The 19,716-nt window shown below is 43.0% G+C and carries 17 protein-coding genes and 3 tRNA genes; 18 read left to right on the top strand and 2 right to left on the bottom strand.

Going from position 1 to position 19,716, the window contains the following annotated elements; translation table 11 throughout:
- Positions 1 to 143: 143 nt before the first annotated feature.
- The 16 genes from DW650_RS01630 (at position 144) to DW650_RS01555 (ending at position 14,553) form a co-directional block, all read left to right on the top strand.
- Positions 144 to 1,217, top strand: coding sequence for an NAD(P)H-dependent flavin oxidoreductase (locus tag DW650_RS01630; RefSeq protein ID WP_118208908.1), 1,074 nt, complete (start codon positions 144 to 146; stop codon positions 1,215 to 1,217).
- A 128-nt stretch (positions 1,218 to 1,345) separates the two neighbouring features.
- Positions 1,346 to 1,417 (top strand) — tRNA-Glu (locus tag DW650_RS01625).
- Between the two features lie 34 nt (positions 1,418 to 1,451).
- Positions 1,452 to 1,523: transfer RNA gene (locus DW650_RS01620), tRNA-Glu, on the top strand.
- A 34-nt stretch (positions 1,524 to 1,557) separates the two neighbouring features.
- Positions 1,558 to 1,629: transfer RNA gene (locus DW650_RS01615), tRNA-Glu, on the top strand.
- A 281-nt stretch (positions 1,630 to 1,910) separates the two neighbouring features.
- Positions 1,911 to 2,378 (top strand): ribosome maturation factor RimP, encoded by a 468-nt coding sequence (gene rimP / locus DW650_RS01610; RefSeq protein WP_117920935.1) that lies wholly within the window; start codon positions 1,911 to 1,913, stop codon positions 2,376 to 2,378.
- A gap of 32 nt (positions 2,379 to 2,410) precedes the next feature.
- Complete coding sequence (gene nusA / locus DW650_RS01605) at positions 2,411 to 3,619, top strand: transcription termination factor NusA (protein WP_118208907.1); 1,209 nt, start codon at positions 2,411 to 2,413, stop codon at positions 3,617 to 3,619.
- Positions 3,620 to 3,634: 15 nt separating this feature from the next.
- Positions 3,635 to 3,925 (top strand): RNase P modulator RnpM, encoded by a 291-nt coding sequence (gene rnpM / locus DW650_RS01600; protein WP_006858061.1) that lies wholly within the window; start codon positions 3,635 to 3,637, stop codon positions 3,923 to 3,925.
- Between the two features lie 10 nt (positions 3,926 to 3,935).
- Entirely contained in the window at positions 3,936 to 4,244 is a 309-nt protein-coding gene (locus DW650_RS01595) for a L7Ae/L30e/S12e/Gadd45 family ribosomal protein (protein WP_117920933.1), read from the top strand.
- 5 nt (positions 4,245 to 4,249) lie between these two features.
- Positions 4,250 to 7,189, top strand: a complete 2,940-nt coding sequence (gene infB, locus DW650_RS01590; protein WP_118208906.1) for a translation initiation factor IF-2 — start codon at positions 4,250 to 4,252, stop codon at positions 7,187 to 7,189.
- A gap of 12 nt (positions 7,190 to 7,201) precedes the next feature.
- Positions 7,202 to 7,597: a 30S ribosome-binding factor RbfA gene (rbfA, locus tag DW650_RS01585; protein ID WP_117920931.1), complete on the top strand. Its 396-nt coding sequence runs from the start codon at positions 7,202 to 7,204 to the stop codon at positions 7,595 to 7,597.
- A 38-nt stretch (positions 7,598 to 7,635) separates the two neighbouring features.
- Positions 7,636 to 8,589 (top strand): DHH family phosphoesterase, encoded by a 954-nt coding sequence (locus DW650_RS01580; RefSeq protein ID WP_199654173.1) that lies wholly within the window; start codon positions 7,636 to 7,638, stop codon positions 8,587 to 8,589.
- Between the two features lie 14 nt (positions 8,590 to 8,603).
- Positions 8,604 to 9,539 (top strand): tRNA pseudouridine(55) synthase TruB, encoded by a 936-nt coding sequence (truB, locus tag DW650_RS01575; protein WP_118208904.1) that lies wholly within the window; start codon positions 8,604 to 8,606, stop codon positions 9,537 to 9,539.
- Positions 9,536 to 10,465, top strand: coding sequence for a bifunctional riboflavin kinase/FAD synthetase (locus DW650_RS01570; RefSeq protein WP_117920928.1), 930 nt, complete (start codon positions 9,536 to 9,538; stop codon positions 10,463 to 10,465). The genes truB and DW650_RS01570 overlap by 4 nt, the downstream gene beginning before the upstream one ends.
- Positions 10,466 to 10,573: 108 nt before the next feature.
- A complete protein-coding gene (locus DW650_RS01565; RefSeq protein ID WP_117920927.1) occupies positions 10,574 to 11,779 on the top strand; it encodes a C40 family peptidase in 1,206 nt (401 codons plus the stop codon).
- A gap of 151 nt (positions 11,780 to 11,930) precedes the next feature.
- The gene (gene rpsO, locus DW650_RS01560; protein ID WP_006858056.1) at positions 11,931 to 12,197 is read left to right on the top strand and encodes a 30S ribosomal protein S15; all 267 of its coding nucleotides are present in this window, start codon (positions 11,931 to 11,933) and stop codon (positions 12,195 to 12,197) included.
- 262 nt (positions 12,198 to 12,459) lie between these two features.
- Positions 12,460 to 14,553, top strand: coding sequence for a polyribonucleotide nucleotidyltransferase (locus DW650_RS01555; RefSeq protein ID WP_118208903.1), 2,094 nt, complete (start codon positions 12,460 to 12,462; stop codon positions 14,551 to 14,553).
- 164 nt (positions 14,554 to 14,717) lie between these two features.
- Here DW650_RS01555 and DW650_RS01550 read toward each other — a convergent pair whose 3' ends face one another.
- Positions 14,718 to 15,413 carry a hypothetical protein gene (locus DW650_RS01550; protein WP_118208902.1) on the bottom strand — a complete coding sequence of 232 codons (696 nt, stop codon included), beginning with the start codon at positions 15,411 to 15,413 and terminating at the stop codon, positions 14,718 to 14,720.
- A 2-nt stretch (positions 15,414 to 15,415) separates the two neighbouring features.
- Entirely contained in the window at positions 15,416 to 16,939 is a 1,524-nt protein-coding gene (locus tag DW650_RS01545; protein WP_118208901.1) for a DUF1538 domain-containing protein, read from the bottom strand.
- A gap of 209 nt (positions 16,940 to 17,148) precedes the next feature.
- On the opposite strand from DW650_RS01545, the gene DW650_RS01540 reads away from it, so the two are divergent.
- Together DW650_RS01540 and cls are read left to right on the top strand one after the other, a co-directional pair.
- A complete protein-coding gene (locus DW650_RS01540; RefSeq protein WP_118208900.1) occupies positions 17,149 to 18,069 on the top strand; it encodes a S8 family peptidase in 921 nt (306 codons plus the stop codon).
- A 91-nt stretch (positions 18,070 to 18,160) separates the two neighbouring features.
- Positions 18,161 to 19,696 carry a cardiolipin synthase gene (gene cls / locus DW650_RS01535; protein WP_118208899.1) on the top strand — a complete coding sequence of 512 codons (1,536 nt, stop codon included), beginning with the start codon at positions 18,161 to 18,163 and terminating at the stop codon, positions 19,694 to 19,696.
- Positions 19,697 to 19,716 lie beyond the last annotated feature (20 nt).

The following is a 19,716-nucleotide window of genomic DNA, read 5'->3' as shown; positions in this document are numbered from 1 at the left end:
ATGGAAAATACCCTGTAATGCCGATGCGGCAGAGCAGGGTATTTTTCTTTATAAATAATAATATGGTTGTCATTGACATGATATATATTAAATGCTACTATAATACATAGTAATAAAAACTATATATAATAGAGAGGGATATTATGAAACCAATTTTTTCAATGAACAGTTTTGAGGGATGGAATCTGAGCCTGCCGCTGATACAGGGAGGCATGGGAGTTGGTGTGAGTTTAAGCGGTCTGGCAGGTGCAGTTGCGGCGGAGGGAGGTATGGGAGTGATCTCCACAGCACAGATCGGATTTGAAGAACCTGATTTTGTGGGAAATGAAGAAGAATGTAATCTGCGCGGTATCCGGAAACATATTGCTAGGGCAAAAGAATTGTCTGCTGGAAGAGGAATGGTGGCAGTGAATGTCATGGTTGCATTACAGCAGTACAGAGAACATGTAAAAGAAGCAGTGCGTGCGGGGGCAGATGCTGTGATCTGTGGAGCAGGGCTTCCAATAGACCTGCCGGAACTGGTAGAAGCGGGGAAGGCAAAGATCGCACCCATTGTATCATCAAGGCGTGCTGCGTCCCTGATCTTAAAAACCTGGGATAAGAAATACGGCAGAACAGCAGATTTTATTGTTGCTGAGGGACCAGAAGCAGGCGGCCATCTGGGATTTTCAAGAGAACAGCTTGAGGACATTCCCAAAATCCGTTTTGCGGAAGAACTGACTGCGATCATGGAAGAAAAGAAACAGTATGAGGAGAAATACCATAAACAGATCCCTGTTTTTGCGGCAGGTGGAATCTGGGATGCAGCCGATGCGAAACAAATCAAGGAACTTGGGGCAGATGGCATTCAGGCAGCGACAAGATTTGTTGCAACAAAAGAATGTGATGCGTCTTTAGAATACAAGAATGCTTATGTGACAGCAGAAGAGTCGGACGTAAAAATTATCAAAAGTCCGGTCGGCATGCCGGGACGTGCATTGAATAATGCGTTTGTCCAGAAAACAGAAAATACGGCACAGCGGGTGGAACGCTGTTATCATTGTATTAAAAACTGCAAACCTGCGCAGATTCCATACTGCATTACACAGGCATTGATCCGTGCCGTACATGGAGATATCGAAAACGGGCTTGTATTTTGCGGTTCAAATGTTGGAAAAATAGAACGGATTTCGACGGTTAAGGAAGTAATAGAGGATTTAATGTATGAAAAGGTGTAAATGTGCCATGAAAACAGGAAAAAATGCGACACGAAATTGTGTAAATTGTTCATATTTTTAAAAAAATAAAAAAAGTTCAAAAAAAGACTTGCAAATAAAAAAAAGCATGCTATAATAAGTATCAGTTCGGCTCGTTGGTCAAGCGGTTAAGACGCCGCCCTCTCACGGCGGAAACAGGGGTTCGATTCCCCTACGAGCTACTCTGTTTTATAACAGGGATGAACAAATACTTATGGCCCGTTGGTCAAGCGGTTAAGACGCCGCCCTCTCACGGCGGAAACAGGGGTTCGATTCCCCTACGAGCTATTCTGTTTTATAACAGAGATAATCAAATATTTGTGGCCCGTTGGTCAAGCGGTTAAGACGCCGCCCTCTCACGGCGGAAACAGGGGTTCGATTCCCCTACGAGCTACTCACTGTTATTTCGAAAGAGATAAACAGCCCAACCCGGAAGTTGTCAGTATACCAGATGGTGTATTGGCAATTTTTTTATGTAATAGGAAATTTCATTGAAATCCCGCAAAAGGCTTGCATTTTAGAAAGGAAAGTGTTACAGTAATAAGTGATAACACGATGACTTGATTGAGAGAGGACGAAAGCCCTCTCTCAATTCACGTTTAGGAGCCATGTATTCTGATGAGTGAAAGAATCTGGCAAAAGGAAAACTGAATATGGAAGAAAGAAGGTGTACACATGTCAAAACGTGAAACATACGAAACGCGCACCGAAGAACTGATTACTCCGATTTTGGACCGAATGAATTTTGAACTGGTCGATGTGGAGTATGTAAAGGAAGGCGGTACCTGGTACTTGAGAGCCTATATCGATAAGGAAGGCGGCATTACCGTAAATGACTGTGAGGCAGTGGCGCGGGAGATGAACGAGATTTTAGATAAAGAAGATTTCGTTGAAGATTCCTATGTTTTTGAGGTCAGCTCTCCGGGACTTGGAAGACCGTTAAAAAAAGAAAAGGATTATGTCCGCAGCATGGGAAAAGAAGTAGAGATACGAACATACCGTGCGATTAACCGTGAAAAGGAATTTTATGGTATTTTATCTGCATATGATGAAAATACCGTGACAATAAAGACAGAGGATGAGACGGAAATGACGTTTGAAAAAAGCGATATTGCGCTGATCCGTCTGGCATTTGATTTTTAAAGATAAACTATAAACTAAAGGAGGATTTTAAAATGAGTAATAATGAGTTGTTAGAAGCGTTAAATATATTGGAACAGGAGAAGAATATCAGCAAGGATACATTGCTTGAGGCGATTGAAAATTCTCTTGTTACAGCATGCAAGAATCATTTCGGTACATCTGATAATGTAAAGGTATCGATTGATCCGGAAACCTGTGAGTTCCATGTGTTTCAGGAAAAAACAGTTGTTGAAAATGTAGAAGATCCGGTAGAGCAGATCAGTCTGGTCAATGCCAAAATGATCAATTCCAAATACGAGATCGGCGATGTTGTCAATATTGAGGTGCAGTCTAAAGAATTTGGCCGTATTGCAACACAGAATGCAAAGAATGTGATCTTACAGAAAATCCGTGAGGAAGAGCGTAAGGTTTTATATGATCAGTATTACAGCATGGAAAAAGATGTTGTGACCGGTGTGGTACAGCGCTACATTGGAAGAAATGTCAGCATTAATTTAGGAAGAGTTGATGCGATCTTAACAGAAAATGAACAGGTGAAAGGTGAGGTGTTCCAGCCGACAGAACGTATCAAAGTGTACATTCTGGAAGTTAAGGCTACTTCAAAGGGACCAAAGGTATTAGTATCAAGAACACATCCGGAACTTGTAAAACGTCTGTTTGAATCTGAGGTTGCTGAAGTCCGCGAGGGTATCGTTGAGATTAAAGCAATCGCCCGTGAAGCAGGAAGCAGAACAAAGATCGCAGTATGGTCCAATGATCCGGATGTTGATCCGGTTGGCGCATGTGTTGGTATGAACGGTGCCAGAGTTAATGCGATCGTTGGTGAGCTGCGCGGTGAGAAAATTGATATCATTACCTGGAATGAGAATCCGGCAATGATGATCGAAAATGCATTAAGCCCGGCAAAGGTTATTTCCGTTATTGCAGATGCAGAAGAAAAATCAGCAAAAGTTGTTGTACCGGATTACCAGCTTTCTCTTGCAATCGGTAAAGAAGGACAGAATGCAAGACTTGCAGCACGTCTGACAGGATTTAAGATCGATATTAAGAGTGAGACACAGGCGAGAGAGTCCGGTGACTTCCTTGATTATGAGAATGATTACGAGGAAGATGAGTATTACGATGAGGACGGCGAGTCCTATGAGGATTACGAAGACAGCAGCGCACCGGCAGAAGACAGCTATGAGGCTGACGGAACAGAAGAAAACAATGTTGAAGCTGACGGAGAGGACAGAGAATAAGAGGTATTAAGAAGAATGTCAAATAAAAAGATTCCGATGAGGCAGTGTGTCGGCTGTCATGAAATGAAAGCCAAAAGAGATATGATCCGTGTGATCAAAACAGCGCCGACGGAAGAAGGGGAAACGGAGATCATTTTAGATGCGACTGGAAGAAAGAACGGAAGAGGTGCTTATATCTGTCCGAACCGTGAATGTCTTGCAATGGCGATAAAGAATAAAGGGTTAGAACGATCATTTAAAATGCCGATCCCAAAAGATGTATATGAAACGCTGACAAAGGAGATGGAACAGCTTGAAACCAGATAGAGTGTTATCTATGCTAGGAATTGCCGCAAAGGCCGGCAGTGTGGCGAGCGGAGAATTTTCTACGGAAAAGGCAGTAAAAGAGGGCAGGGCATACCTTGTCATCGTTGCACAGGATGCGTCAGACAATACAAAGAAAATGTTTCGCAATATGACAGAGTTTTATCAGGTGCCAATGTATGAATATTCAGATAAAGAAATGCTTGGGCATTTCATTGGAAAAGAATTTCGTGCGTCGCTTGCAGTCACGAACGAGGGACTGTCGCACTCGATAGAAGAGAGACTGAAACAACAATCACAACTGAATAGTGGGAGGAATTAAGATAAATGGCAAAAATGAGAGTATATGACCTTGCAAAAGAATTAGGAATAGAGAGTAAACAGATTATAGAGACATTAAATACGACAGAATATGCAGTAAAAGCAGCTTCAAGCAATGTGGATGATCCGGCACAGGAGATTGTGAGAAAGAAGTTCGGAAAATCTGCTGCACCGGAGAAAAAGGCGCAGAACAAAGAAAATGCAACGGAAAATAAACCGGCAGATAATAAGGCAGCTGCACCGGAAAATAAACCGGTACAGAAACAGCAGGCAAATGAACAGACAAAATCAGCAGAAAATGCAGAGCAGCGTCCGAAGAAAAAATCAAGCATTACTGCTGTATTCAATGCACAGTACAGTAAACAGGGCAATAACCGCGGTGGTAATAACAACAGACGTCCGGGCAATGGCGACAGACGTCCGGGTAATGGTGAACGCCGTCCGCAGGGACAGAACCAGAACCGTGGCAATGCGCAGGCAAGACCGACATCCGGTTATGATGTGAGAAAAGCATTTGAGCGTGCGATCAACCCGGAGGCTGCAAAGGCAGCAGAAGAGGCAGAACGTCTTGCAGCAGCAAAAGCAGCAGAGTTAAAGGCACAGAGAGATGCTAAACCGGCAGCTGAAGAAACGAAAAAACCGGTTGAGACTGTACAGGTACAGACTCCGAGAGAAAATGTATATGCACAGAATCCGGAATATCGTCCGCAGAATAATGATCGTCGTCAGGGAAATAATAATGACAGACGCGACCGTAATAACAATGGTCAGCGCCGTCCACAGGGAGACGGAAGAAACCAGAGAAACAATGGTGACAGACCACAGCGTCCATACGGTGACAGAAACGGAAGAAATGACGGACAGCGTCCATACCAGAACAATGGCAGACCGGGACAGGGTCAGGGCGACAGAAATAATAACAGAAACAATGGCTTCCGTGGCGGAAATAACGGTGGTGGCAGACTTGACCGTGAGATCGACCGTTTCAATAAAGAGGCAGCGGCAGCAGCTCCGGAAGAATTAAGAGGAAAAGAATCGAGAGAGCGTGATAAAGACAGAAACAAAAACGCAAGACAGCGTAATGATTATGATGCACTTGGCGGAAAGAAACAGGAACGTTTTATCAATCTTGAGAAGAATGGCGGCAAGAAGAAACCACAGCAGCAGCCAAAACAGCAGCCGGAAGAGGATGCGATCCGTACACTTGTTCTTCCAGAGAAACTTACGATCAGAGAATTAGCTGATAAGATGAAAGTACAGCCATCTGTCATCGTAAAGAAGCTGTTCTTAAAAGGAACAATGGTTACTGTGAATCAGGAAGTAGATTACGAGCAGGCAGAAGAAATCGCATTAGAGTTTAACTGTATCTGTGAACCGGAGGAAAAAGTTGATGTGATCGCTGAACTCTTAAAAGAGGAAGATGATCCGGAGGATACTTTAGTAGCACGTCCACCAGTTGTCTGTGTTATGGGTCACGTTGACCATGGTAAAACATCTTTACTGGATGCAATCCGTTCTACCCGTGTGACAGACAGAGAAGCGGGCGGTATCACACAGCATATCGGTGCGTCTGTGGTATCTATCAATGGACAGAATATTACATTCTTAGATACACCGGGACATGAGGCATTTACCGCAATGCGTATGCGTGGTGCAAATTCTACTGATATTGCAATCTTAGTTGTAGCAGCAGATGATGGTGTTATGCCACAGACTGTAGAGGCGATCAACCATGCAAAGGCAGCAGGTGTTGAGATCATTGTTGCAATCAACAAGATCGATAAACCAAGTGCAAACATCGAGCGTGTAAAACAGGAGTTATCCGAATATGAGCTTATTCCGGAAGACTGGGGTGGAAGCACGATCTTCTGTCCGGTATCCGCACATACAAAAGAGGGTATCGACAACCTGCTTGAGATGATTCTTTTAACAGCAGAAGTGCTTGAGTTAAAAGCAAATCCAAAGCGTAATGCAAGAGGTCTTGTCATCGAAGCACAGCTTGATAAAGGACGCGGTGCTGTTGCAACTGTTCTGGTACAGAAAGGTACTTTAAAAGTTGGTCAGCCGGTAGCATGCGGAAGCTGCTATGGTAAAGTCCGTGCGATGATCGATGATCAGGGAAGACGTGTCAAAGAGGCTGGTCCTTCCATGCCGGTTGAGATTTTAGGTTTATCTTCTGTTCCGGAAGCAGGCGAGACATTCGTTGCAATGGATACTGAGAAAGAAGCAAGAGCATTTGCAGAGACCTATATTTCCGAGGGCAAGAACCGTCTGATCGAAGATACAAAAGCAAAGATGTCCTTAGACGATCTGTTTTCACAGATCCAGTCCGGAAATGTCAAAGAACTCGATATCATCGTAAAAGCCGATGTACAGGGTTCTGTGGAGGCAGTAAAACAGAGTCTTGTAAAACTGTCGAACGAAGAAGTAGTTGTAAAAGTCATTCATGGTGGTGTTGGTGCGATCAACGAGTCTGATGTCAGCCTTGCATCTGCATCGAATGCGATCATCATCGGATTTAACGTTCGTCCGGATCCGACTGCAAAACTTACTGCAGATAAAGAAAATGTAGATATCCGTCTCTATAAAGTCATCTACAATGCGATCGAGGATGTAGAGGCAGCAATGAAGGGAATGTTAGACCCGGTATACGAGGAGAAAGTCTTAGGCCACGCAGAGATCCGTCAGATCTTCAAGGCTTCCGGAGTCGGCAATATTGCAGGTTCTTATGTGCTTGACGGTATGTTCCAGAGAGGATGTAAAGTTCGTATCTCCCGTGAGGGTGAGCAGATCTTTGAGGGTGATTTAGCTTCCTTAAAGAGATTTAAAGATGATGTGAAAGAAGTAAAAGCAGGATTTGAGTGCGGTCTTGTATTTGAAGGCTTTGGAGATTTCCAGGAATTAGATATCGTAGAAGCGTATACAATGGTTGAGGTACCGCGCTAAAAGAGGATTGATATGAGAAAAAACAGTATTAAAAATACCAGGATCAATGGTGAAGTGCAGCGTGAACTTTCCAATATTATCCGCGGGGAGATCAAAGACCCGCGGATCAATCCGCTGACAAGTGTTGTTGCAGTGGAAGTTGCACCGGATTTAAAGACATGCAAAGCATATATCAGCGTTTTAGGAGATGAGGAATCCCAGGCAAAAACGCTGGCAGGATTAAAGAGCGCGGAGGGATTTATCCGCAGCAAACTTGCAAAAACAGTCAATCTGCGCAATACACCGGAGATCCGTTTTGTATTAGACCAGTCAATCGAGTATGGCGTAAAAATGTCTAAGATGATTGATGAGGTTACAAAAGATATCAGAGATGATAACGAGGAAGAAACAGATACAAACAATGATTAAGATGCACAGATCATGTGTATTTGGGGATGGAGGAGAAAATGAAAAGTCTTGATGAACTTTTCCAGGGAGTGAAAACAGTTGCCATTGCAGGCCATGTAAGACCGGATGGAGACTGTGTCGGTTCCTGCCTTGCAACTTATAATTATATCACAACCTATTATCCACAGATAGAAGTCAGCCTGTATCTGCAGCCGATTCCCAATATTTTCAAGTTTATGAAAAATTCAGATAAGATCATAAGCGACTGTACTGCGGATACAAGTTATGACCTGTTTATCGCACAGGACTGTGGTGATCTCGGAAGACTTGGGGATGCGGCAAAATATTTTGAACATGCGAAAAAAACAGCATGTATCGATCATCATATCAGCAATCAGAGCTTTGCAGATGAAAATTATATTTTTCCGCAGGCAAGTTCTGCATCGGAGCTTGTATTTGAACTGATTCCGAGAGAACGGCTGAATAAGGAAATCGCAGAGTGCATTTATACCGGGATCATTCATGATACCGGTGTGTTCCAGTACTCCTGCACATCGGCAAAAACGATGGAAGCAGCAGGTGTTCTGATGGGACTGGGAATAGATTTCCCGAAGATCGTGGATCAGACATTTTTTACGAAGACTTATGAGCAGAACCGTATTATGGGACTTGCGTTAGTCAAAAGTAAGCTGCATCTGGATGGAAAATGCATTTCGAGCATCATTACTGCGGAAGAAATGAAAGAATATGACGTATTGCCGAAACATTTAGATGGAATCGTCAGTCAGCTCCGCGTGACAAAAGATGTGGAAGTGGCAGTATTTTTATACCAGACAGATGAGGAAAATTATAAAGTCAGCACCCGGTCTGCAAGTTATGTGGATGTTGCAAAGATCGCTGCAAAATACGGCGGTGGCGGGCATGTCAGGGCAGCCGGTTTTTCTGTGACAGGAGATCCGGATGTACGGCTGAATGAAATCATTGCAGATATTAAAGAACAGATCACAGATTGATTTTGGGGAAATTTATGATTAACGGAATTATCAATGTATACAAAGAAAAAGGATATACATCCTTTGATGTGGTCGCAAAATTAAGAGGCATTTTAAAAACAAGGAAAATCGGACACACAGGGACACTCGATCCGGATGCGGAGGGAGTGCTTCCTGTGTGTCTTGGTAAGGCGACAAAAGTCTGCGACCTTTTGACGGATAAAAATAAAGAATACGTTGCTGTGATGCTGCTTGGAAAAGTGACAGATACGCAGGACGTCACCGGAACTGTTTTAGAGGAACATCCGGTAGAAGTAAGTGAAGAACAGGTAAAAGAAGCAGTTCTTTCTTTTGTGGGAGACTACATGCAGGTGCCTCCAATGTATTCTGCATTAAAAGTAAACGGCAAGAAGCTGTGTGATCTGGCAAGAAGCGGTGTAACTGTGGAACGTCAGGCGAGACCGGTTCAGATTTATTCGATAGAGATCATCAAAATGGAACTGCCGAGAGTCTGCATGCGTGTGCGCTGTTCGAAAGGAACTTATATCAGAACGTTATGTCAGGATATCGGTGAAAAACTTTCCTGCGGAGCATGTATGGAATCACTTTTGCGGACAAAAGTATCTGAGTTTTGTGTACAGGATGCATTGCGGCTCTCAGAGATTGAGGAGCGTGTCAAAAAAGCGGTAGGACAGACAGCACCGGAGCAGTGGGAAGCAGGGATGTTTGACTTTATTTATACGGTTGATTCCGTATTTTTACAGTATAAAAAAGCGGTGATCTGCAGAGAATGGAACAAACTGTTATATAACGGAAACCGGATGAAAAAAGACATGTTTGTTTCCTATCAGAGTAAATGGGAACAGCAGCCGATCCGTATTTATGATGAGGAAGGGCGTTTTATCGGAATTTATGAGTACTCAGATATACAGGGGGATTATAAACCGGTAAAACTGTTTATGGAAGCATGAAATATCTGAAAAATACAACCGAATTTTATATAGAAGAACCAACGGTACTTTCGCTTGGAAAATTTGATGGAATACACAGAGGACATGAACTTCTGATGGAACATCTTGCTGCTAAGAAAGAAGATGGACTTGCTGCTGTCATATTTACCTTTAATATTCCACCGCGGAAAAGTGTGGAACAGGTTGAAGCGAAAGTTTTGACGACTAATGAAGAAAAAATGCATATCTTTGAACAGATTGGGATTGATTATCTGGTTGAGTGTCCGTTTACAAAAGAAATCATGTGCATGGAACCGGAAGATTTTATAGCAAAGATTGTACACCAGCTCCATGTGAAATGTTTTGTGGTTGGTTCAGATTTTCATTTTGGACACAACCGCAGAGGCGATTATCACATGCTGAAAGATCTGTCGGACAAGTATGGTTATGAGGTGCTTGTCATTGACAAGATGCAGGAAGATAAGAGAGATATCAGCAGTACATTTGTCCGGGAAGAGATTGCAAAAGGCAATATCGAGAAAGCGAATCACCTGCTGGGATACCACTATTTTGTGACAGGAGAGATCCTTCATGGGAGACATTTAGGCAGCACTAAACTTGGAATCCCGACGATCAATCAGATCCCGCCGGAAGAAAAACTTCTTCCGGAGAGCGGTGTATACGTGACTGAAGTACGGCTCGCTGACAGGTGTTACCGTGGTGTTACGAATGTTGGTGTAAAACCGACGATTGAAGGAAAAAATCCGATCGGAGTTGAAACCCATCTTCTGGATTTTGCAGGAGATCTTTATGGAAAAGTTGTAACGGTAGAGTTCCTGACCAGAGTACGTGAGGAACGGAAATTTCCATCCATTGAGGCTCTGAAAGAGGAAATGCAGAATAACATTGCATATGCAAGGGCATGGTTTGGGAAAAATGAAACCTAAATATTACGAAAATATTACATAAATATGTTGACATTGTAAAAAATGACTGCTATACTTGAGCAGTATTGAATAAATAAGGTATTTTGGAATATTTGGAAAGGTACGGATATGAAAGCAAAATGGGTTAAGGCAGCCGGACTCCTTGCAGCCGGTTCTCTTATATTTTCAGTAGCTTATATTGATGAAAAGTCAGGTTCAAAAGATGGACGTGCAGTGATGGCAGAGAGCACATCTTTACAGGAAAATGAGGTATCTGCCGGAGTTTCTTCCACATTGGGCGGACAGATTGGAAATTATGCAATGACGGATGCAAAGGTGACTTCTGGTGTTACGGATGCAATGTCAGATTATCTTTCTGTTACGGCTGCAGATATGGTCAGTGTTTCGGAGTCAGACCGTGATGTGACCGCATCCGGTCAGGAGGAAGAGACGCAGGAAGAGGATAAAGAAAAAGCACTTGCAGAAGCAGCAGGCGAATTTGGCTATACGAACCTTGGCATTGCACAGGCGGACGGTAATATCAATGTCCGTGAAGTACCTGGAACAGAGGCAGAGATTGTTGGCAAACTGCCAAATAATGCAGGATGTGAAATTATTGGAACAGACGGTGAGTGGACGCAGATCGAGTCAGGAAAAGTAAAAGGATATGTAAAATCAGAATATCTTCTGACCGGGGAAGCTGCGATCGCAAAAGCACAGGAGGTAAAGCAGACTGTTGCGACCGTGACAACGACAACACTTTATGTCCGTGATGAGGCAAATACAGACAGTCATGTTATCACCATGATGCCGGAAGGAGAAGAACTTGAGGTACTTGAAGTTCTTGACGGCTGGGTAAAGATCAATGTTGACAGTGATGAGGGATATGTTTCATCTGATTATGTCAGTATAGCAACGGAACTGCCGAAAGCACAGACCATGACAGAAGTTCGTTATGGACAGGGTGTATCGGATGTGCGCGTATCACTTGTTTCCTATGCTACACAGTTTGTTGGAAACCCATATGTCTGGGGAGGAACAAGTCTTACAAGAGGGGCAGACTGCTCCGGATTTGTATTAAGTGTATTTGCTAATTATGGTATTTCACTTCCGCATTCTTCTAAGGCACAGGCAAACTGTGGAACAAAGATTGCTGCGTCGGACGCACAGCCGGGAGATCTTTTCTTCTATGGCAATGGCAGCAGTATCAATCATGTGGCTATTTATATTGGCGGAGGTCGTGTGGTACATGCAAGTTCTCCAAAGTCCGGTATCAAGATTTCCGGAGCATATTACAGAACGCCGGTTAAAGTAGTGCGTGTGATCAATAATTAAATTTAGGCATTTACAACAGGATGAACCCATGTTATAATAACGAAGTATGAGTTTAGCCCATATTCGGTAGATGGACACTCCGACCTTTTACTGAGTATCATATCCCGGCACAGCCGGAAAGGGCGTTTAATAAGAAAAGGAGGATCATAAAATGATCGCAAAGGAAAAGAAACAGGCAATTATCGCAGAGTATGGCAGAACACCGGGAGATACAGGTTCACCGGAAGTACAGATCGCTATCTTAACAGCACGTATCGAGGAATTAAATGCTCATCTTGCTGAGAACAAAAACGACTATCATTCAAGACGTGGTCTTTTAAAGATGGTTGGTCAGAGACGTGGTTTACTGGCATACTTAAAGAAAGTTGATATCGAAAGATATCGTTCCTTAATTGAGCGTTTAGGTCTTAGAAAATAAGATCTTCTCCATACAGAGCCGCTTCCGCATGGAAGCTGGCTTGTATGGATACCGTATGGAATCTGTTCCATGCGGTTTTATCGAGTGGAGATATACTCCACTCGATTTTCAGTTAAATAAGAAAGGGTCCCCAAAAAGATTCTTTCCAAAGATGGATTACAGGCAGAAGTATATTTCCGAGACCACTGAAAAATGTATGAAAAGTCGTGTATTTTTCAGTAGTTTCGGTGCTTCTGTCTCCACAGAGAAAAGGAGAAAACGAATGTATAAAAGTTTTTCAATGGAACTTGCCGGCAGAACATTGACTGTTGATATCGGCAGAGTGTGTGCCCAGGCAAATGGTGCTGCATTATTAAAATACGGCGAGACAACTGTCTTATCTACAGCTACCGCATCGGACAAGCCGAGAGATGGCGTTGATTTCTTCCCGCTCAGTGTTGAGTATGAGGAGAAGATGTATGCAGTTGGAAAGATCCCTGGAGGCTTCAATAAGAGAGAGGGAAAAGCATCTGAGAATGCGATCCTGACTTCTCGTGTTATTGACCGTCCAATGCGTCCGCTGTTCCCGAAAGATTACCGTAATGACGTTACCATCAACAACATGGTTATGTCTGTTGACACAGAGTGCCGTCCGGAGGTTGTAGCAATGATCGGTTCTGCACTTGCAGTTACCATTTCTGACATCCCATTTGCAGGTCCTTGTGCTATGACACAGATGGGTATGGTAGATGGCGAGTTTATCATCAATCCGTCCCAGAAAGTATGGGATACCGGTGATTTACAGCTTACGGTTGCATCTACATCAGAGAAAGTCATCATGATCGAGGCCGGTGCGAATGAGATCCCGGAAGAGAAAATGATCGAGGCAATCTATAAATGTCATGATGTAAACCAGACGATCATTGCGTTTATCAATCATATCGTAGAAGAAGTCGGCAAGCCAAAACATGAGTACACAAGCTGTGCAATTCCGGAAGAAATGTTTGCTGCAATGAAAGAAATCGTAACACCGGAGCAGATGGAAGAAGCTGTATTTACCGACGAAAAGCAGAAACGTGAAGAGAATATCCGTGAGATTACAGATAAACTTGCTGAGGCATTTGCAGATAACGAAGAATGGTTAGCAGTGCTCGGTGAGGCTGTTTACCAGTATCAGAAGAAGACTGTCCGTAAGATGATCTTAAAAGATCATAAACGTCCGGATGGCCGTGCAATCAATCAGATCCGTCCACTTGCAGCAGAGGTTGACCTGATTCCAAGAGTTCATGGTTCTGCAATGTTTACCCGTGGACAGACACAGATCTGTGATGTTGTTACATTAGCTCCACTTTCTGAAGTACAGAAGATTGACGGATTAGATGAGAATATTACAACAAAGAGATATATCCATCAGTATAACTTCCCTGCATATTCTGTAGGTGAGACAAAGGTTTCACGTGGACCGGGACGTCGTGAGATCGGTCATGGTGCATTAGCAGAGAAAGCACTTATGGCTGTACTTCCTTCTGAGGAAGAGTTCCCGTATGCAATTCGTGCTGTATCCGAGACATTTGAGTCAAACGGATCTACTTCCATGGCTTCTACCTGTGCATCCTGTATGTCATTAATGGCAGCAGGCGTTCCGCTTAAAGCAATGGTTGCAGGTATTTCCTGTGGTCTTGTTACCGGTGATACAGATGATGATTATCTTGTTCTTACTGATATCCAGGGACTTGAAGATTTCTTCGGGGATATGGACTTTAAAGTAACCGGTACGCACAAAGGTATCACTGCGATCCAGATGGATATCAAGATTCATGGTCTTACAAGACCGATCGTTGAGGAAGCGATCAGCCGTGCAAGAGAGGCAAGAATCTACATCATGGATGAGGTTATGTCAAAAGCGATCGAAGAGCCGAGAAAAGAAGTAAGTGCGTATGCACCGAAGATCGTTCAGATTCAGATCAATCCGGACAAGATTGGTGATGTAGTCGGACAGAGAGGCAAGACAATCAACGAGATCATCGACCGCACTGGTGTTAAGATCGATATCACGGATGACGGTGCAGTTTCTGTATGCGGTACAGATGCTGAGATGATGAATAAAGCAATCGAGATGATCAAGATCATCACGACTGACTTTGCTGAGGGACAGATTTTTACCGGTACGGTTGTAAGCATCAAAGAGTTTGGTGCATTCATTGAGTTTGCTCCGGGTAAAGAGGGGATGGTTCATATTTCCAAAATTTCCAAAGAGCGTATCAACCGTGTAGAAGATGTCTTGACATTAGGAGATAAGGTTAAAGTTGTATGCCTTGGAAAAGATAAGATGGGACGCATCAGTTTCTCTATGAAGGATGTTCCGGCAGAGGCATAAGAAAAGATAGACAATTTGAAAATTGCAAATGGTCTGTATATTTTGGTATACAGACCTGAAAAAAGAACTGCGTGTTGATCTGAAAACACGCAGTTCTTTTTGTAACTATATTCAAATACCGGCGATTGGATAGCAGGTAATCATGACGGAATGTATCATTGACATTATAATCCCATAATTCCGTCTACCGGCAGGGAAAAAGCGACGCCGTGTGCAGGAGAGTCCATGCCATGAGCAGAACTGATCGCCTGCATGATCTCGGTTTTTTTATCTTTTGGAACAACGATTGCGACAATTTCCTGTTCTTCCTGGATCGTGATACCGAAAATGACGGCTGATTTTCCGGGGCTGCAGCGCAGACCTTTTAGAATTGTGCCTCCGGTTGCACCGGCAGCGCGTGCGGTATTCATGACAGCATCACTGTATCCCTGATTGATCGTTACAAGTATCATGGCATGTGTAATTGTTTCACTCATTTTTTTCACTTCCTTTTCAACATCGTCTCTGTCTGATTCTGCTGTATGTTCATTTAAAAGTTTATAGAGAAAACCCTGCATGCCGTTCATTGGAATACTTACGGCAATACCGGTTCCTTTCTTATGAAGACTTAATGCCTGATTCATCTCAGCAAGCAGAATTTTCTTGCGCTCATTTGGAATAAAACAGAGTGTAATACTTTTCTGGATGCTTCCAAGACCACATAATTCCAGCCATTCCGAGCTGGCTGTGCCGATTCCATGCATCTGATAGTAGACCGGTATATGGGAATCTGCTAAAAATTCACATAATCGTTCCCGGATATGGGAATCTGTAATAATTACAAGACAACGGTAAACCTCTCTTTTTTTCTGTTCCTGCATCGTTAAAATTCCTCCTCAAAATCCAGAATCTCATTATCGTCAATTCCAATGAGTGCAGCGGCAGGGGTACTTGCTTTCTTTAATTTGATATTATAAGAAACTCCCATAACCTGAACTGCAATGAGTGGTGCCATGGCAACCATGGCGACAACACCAAAAGCGTCTGTTACGACATTGCCTCCGATTGCAGTACAGGCACCCATGGCGAGAGGAAGCAGGAAAGTGGAAGTCATAGGACCACTTGCAACTCCACCTGAGTCAAATGCAATACCGACAAATACTCTGGGTACAAATCGTGTCAGAATCAGTGCGATCAGATAGCCGGGGATTAAAAGCCAGTAAATATTTAAACCGGTAAGAACACGCAGCAGAGCAAGCGCAACTGAGGCGGATACACCGATCGACAGACTTAAATTCATAGTGTCTCTTGAAATAGAACCGTTTGTGACATCTTCAACCTGGCGGTTCAGTACCTGAACGGCAGGCTCAGCTTTTACGATATAATAACCGATCAGAGCACCGATCGGAATCAGGATCCATTTCCATGGCTGTCCGGCAAGACTGCTTCCAAGAAGACTTCCGACAGGCGCAAATCCGACATTTACACCGGTTAAGAAAAGAATCAGACCGATGATCGTGTAGAGAAAACCGATGATCATCTTGATCATCTGCGGGCGGTGATAACGCCTGGAAATAAGCTGGAAAATCAAAAAAACAAAAAGTACCGGAAGAATGGACAGAAGTACTTCTTTGGCGTAATCCGGTACCATATGTACAAATTCGCGGATTACATCCTGCATGGTGATCACGTCAGGAATTGTTGTTTCATTGTAAGCGGCACCGGTTGGATGATAAAAGATGCCAAGCAGCAGAACCATCAAAACCGGACCGACGCTGCAAAAAGAGATCAGTCCGAAACTGTCGCTTGAACCATTTTTATCATTTCTGGTGGCGGAGAGTCCAACACCGATCGCCATGATAAAAGGAACTGTCATAGGACCTGTTGTCACACCGCCGGAATCAAATGCGACTGCGATAAAATCAGCAGGTGCCGCAAAAGAAAGAAGAAACAGCGCAATATAAAAAATGCACAACAGGACTGGAAGACTGATCCGGAAAAGAATACGGAGTACGGCGATTACCAGAAATACACCGACACCAAGTGCAACCGTAAAGATCAGAGTATTGTTTGGAATAGAAGGAACCTGATTTGCGAGAACCTGAAGATCCGGTTCTGCAAGAGTAATGATAATACCCATTAGAAAACAAACACCGATTAAAATAGGAAGTTTTCTTGTTTTCATAATGGAAGAACCAACGCCTTCGCCGAGAGGAGTCATGGCAGTTTCTGCACCGAGCTGGAAAAAAGCCATACCAATGATCAACATAAATGCACCGACTAGGAAGAGGGCAATCGTACCTGTTTCCATGGGGACGACAAAAATAGAGAGCAGAAGTACGATCACAGTGATCGGGAGAACCGCGTTTACGGATTCGTCAAATTTTTCTTTGAGTTTTTTGTTCAAGATGGCATCACACTACTTTCTTTTTTTATTTTTAAAGCAAACCATAATAGTTCACTAATTAACTATTATTTATTTTAAGAAAAAACATTCCGGCTGTCAAACATTCTTCTGAATTTTCAGAAAAAATTAACATTTTCTTATCATTTTTTAGCAGAAAGAATACTTTTTCATATAATAATATGGAAGTTTTTTAATAGAAGGGGGCTGCTATGGATCGGGTTAAGAAGATCATTCACACAGATTATGCATACAGATCAGGACTTAGCGGGCAGAATATTACGGTTGCAGTGATGGATACCGGCATTGTCCCACATCCGGATTTTGAAGACAGGATTATATATTTTAAGGATTTTTGTAATGGAAGAAATGAAATGTATGATGATAATGGGCATGGGACGCATGTTTCTGGGATCATTGCAGGAAATGGAAAAATGTCGGAACAGTATGTGAAAGGTACTGCACATAACGTCCGCAGATACAGTGGCGTTGCACCAAAATGCAGGATCATCATGTTAAAAGTATTAGACGAAAATGGAAATGGAAATACTAAAAAGGTACTTGATGCTGTAAACTGGGTGAAAGCAAACAGAAAACTGCATCATATCAGAATATTAAATATATCCGTTGGAATGCTGCCTGGAGCGGGTTTGGAAGAGCAGAGAAAACTGTTGCATGCGATCGATGAATTGTGGGATGAGGGAATCATGGTGGTTGCTGCTGCAGGAAACAACGGACCGAAAGAAAATACTGTGACGATACCGGGTATTTCAAGAAAAGTACTGACCGTCGGAAGCAGTGATGATGATACCAGTGACCATGGGAGAAAAGTTTTAAAAACAGGATATAGTGGCAGAGGACCGACTGCATGCTGCATTGTCAAACCGGAGATTCTTGCGCCGGGAACCGGGATTACGAGCTGCAGCAGGGATGCAATGGGATATCAGGTAAAAAGCGGGACTTCTATGGCAGCACCGGTTGTATCAGGGGCACTTGCGCTGGCATTTGAAAAATATCCATCGTTTACTCCGGCAGAAATGAAACTTCGCCTTTATGAGAGAGCATATCCGCGAAGCACGCAGCTTGGAAAAACCGGCTGGGGAATGATACATGTGGATTATCTCGTCCGTTGACTTTTGAACGGAAAATTATTACAATAAGCACATGCCTGCGATGAAATAAAACTTTATTTTATTAAAAAACAGCGCAGAAATGGAGTTTTGTATGAAGAAAATATTACATCTCATATTTGGAAGATTTTTTGTAGTAGCCATGGCGATCATTTTACAGGTGTTATGGTTATGTGTTGTATTGTGGCAGCTTAGCTACAAGTTCACATATGTCAATCTGCTCGTACGTGTGATTGCGATCATTGTCGTACTTGTCATCGTCAATAAATGGACAAATCCGGCGAATAAACTTTCGTGGACATTTTTGATACTGCTTTCACCGGTTTTCGGACTTATGGTATATCTGTTGTTTGGAAGATCAGGTCTGACAAAACATACCAGAGAGAGAATGGATGCAGTTAACCGACAGGTAGAAGCCTTGTTTCAGAGAGATATCGCAGCAGAAGAGGAATTGGAAAAAGAAAGCCGGTCGGCATATCTGCAGTCATCTTATATTGATAAATGGGCAGGCTTCCCTTTATATCAGAATACACAGACGAAATATTACAGATGCGGGGAAGAAATGTTCCCGGATATGTTAGAGGCATTGCGTGGTGCAGAACATTTTATTTTTCTCGAATATTTTATCATCGAGGAAGGGTATATGTTTAATGCAATCCTGGATATTCTGGAAGAAAAGGCAAAAGCAGGAGTGGATGTGCGGTTTATCTATGATGATGTCGGCAGTATCAATTCTATTTCCTTTGGATATTATAAGAAGCTGCAGGAGAGAGGAATCCCCTGCGTGACATTTAACCCATTTAAACCGTTGATCTCTGTGGTGATGAACAACCGTGATCACAGAAAGATTTTTGTGGTGGACGGTTATATCGGATTTACAGGTGGAATCAACCTTGCAGACGAATACATCAACAAAGTACAGAGATTTGGCTACTGGAAAGATACCGGAGTCAGGATTGAGGGAGAGGCTGTCTGGAGTCTTACGGCAATGTTCCTTGAAATGTGGAACTATATTAATCGTTCCACAGAAGATTACAGCAGGTTTCTGCCATCGGTATATCAGCAGAAAAAAACTGATTCGGATGGTTTTGTGCAGCCATATGGAGACAGTCCTCTGGATAATGAAAATGTCGGAGAAAATATTTATTTAAATATCATAAGCCGTGCAAAAAAATATGTATATATTTTCACACCGTATCTGATCATAGACCATGAGATGCTGATCTGCCTTTCTAATGCGGCAAAGAGCGGTGTGGATGTAAGAATTGTGACACCGGGAGTGCCGGATAAAAAAGCAGTCTATCTTCTGACACAGTCATATTATGAACCGCTTTTAAAAAATGGTGTAAGGATCTTTCAATATACACCAGGATTTATCCATGCAAAATGTTTTGTCTGTGATGATGAAATTGCAACAGTCGGCAGTGTGAACCTTGACTACCGGAGTCTGTTTTTACATTTTGAATGTGGTGTATTTATGTATCAGTCTAAGGCAGTCATGCAGGTAAAAGAAGACTGCCTTAAGACATTTGCTGAGTCAGAGGAGATGGACGTGGCATTCTGCAGGGAGAGAAAACTTCCAGTACGTATGGTGCAAAGTCTGATGCGTCTGTTTGCACCATTGTTGTAGCATATGATGATGGGACTGGC

The sequence above is a fragment of the Roseburia sp. AM23-20 genome, assembly GCF_003470905.1.
Taxonomy (GTDB): domain Bacteria; phylum Bacillota; class Clostridia; order Lachnospirales; family Lachnospiraceae; genus Roseburia; species Roseburia rectibacter.
This window is presented reverse-complemented; position numbering and strand designations above follow the sequence as displayed.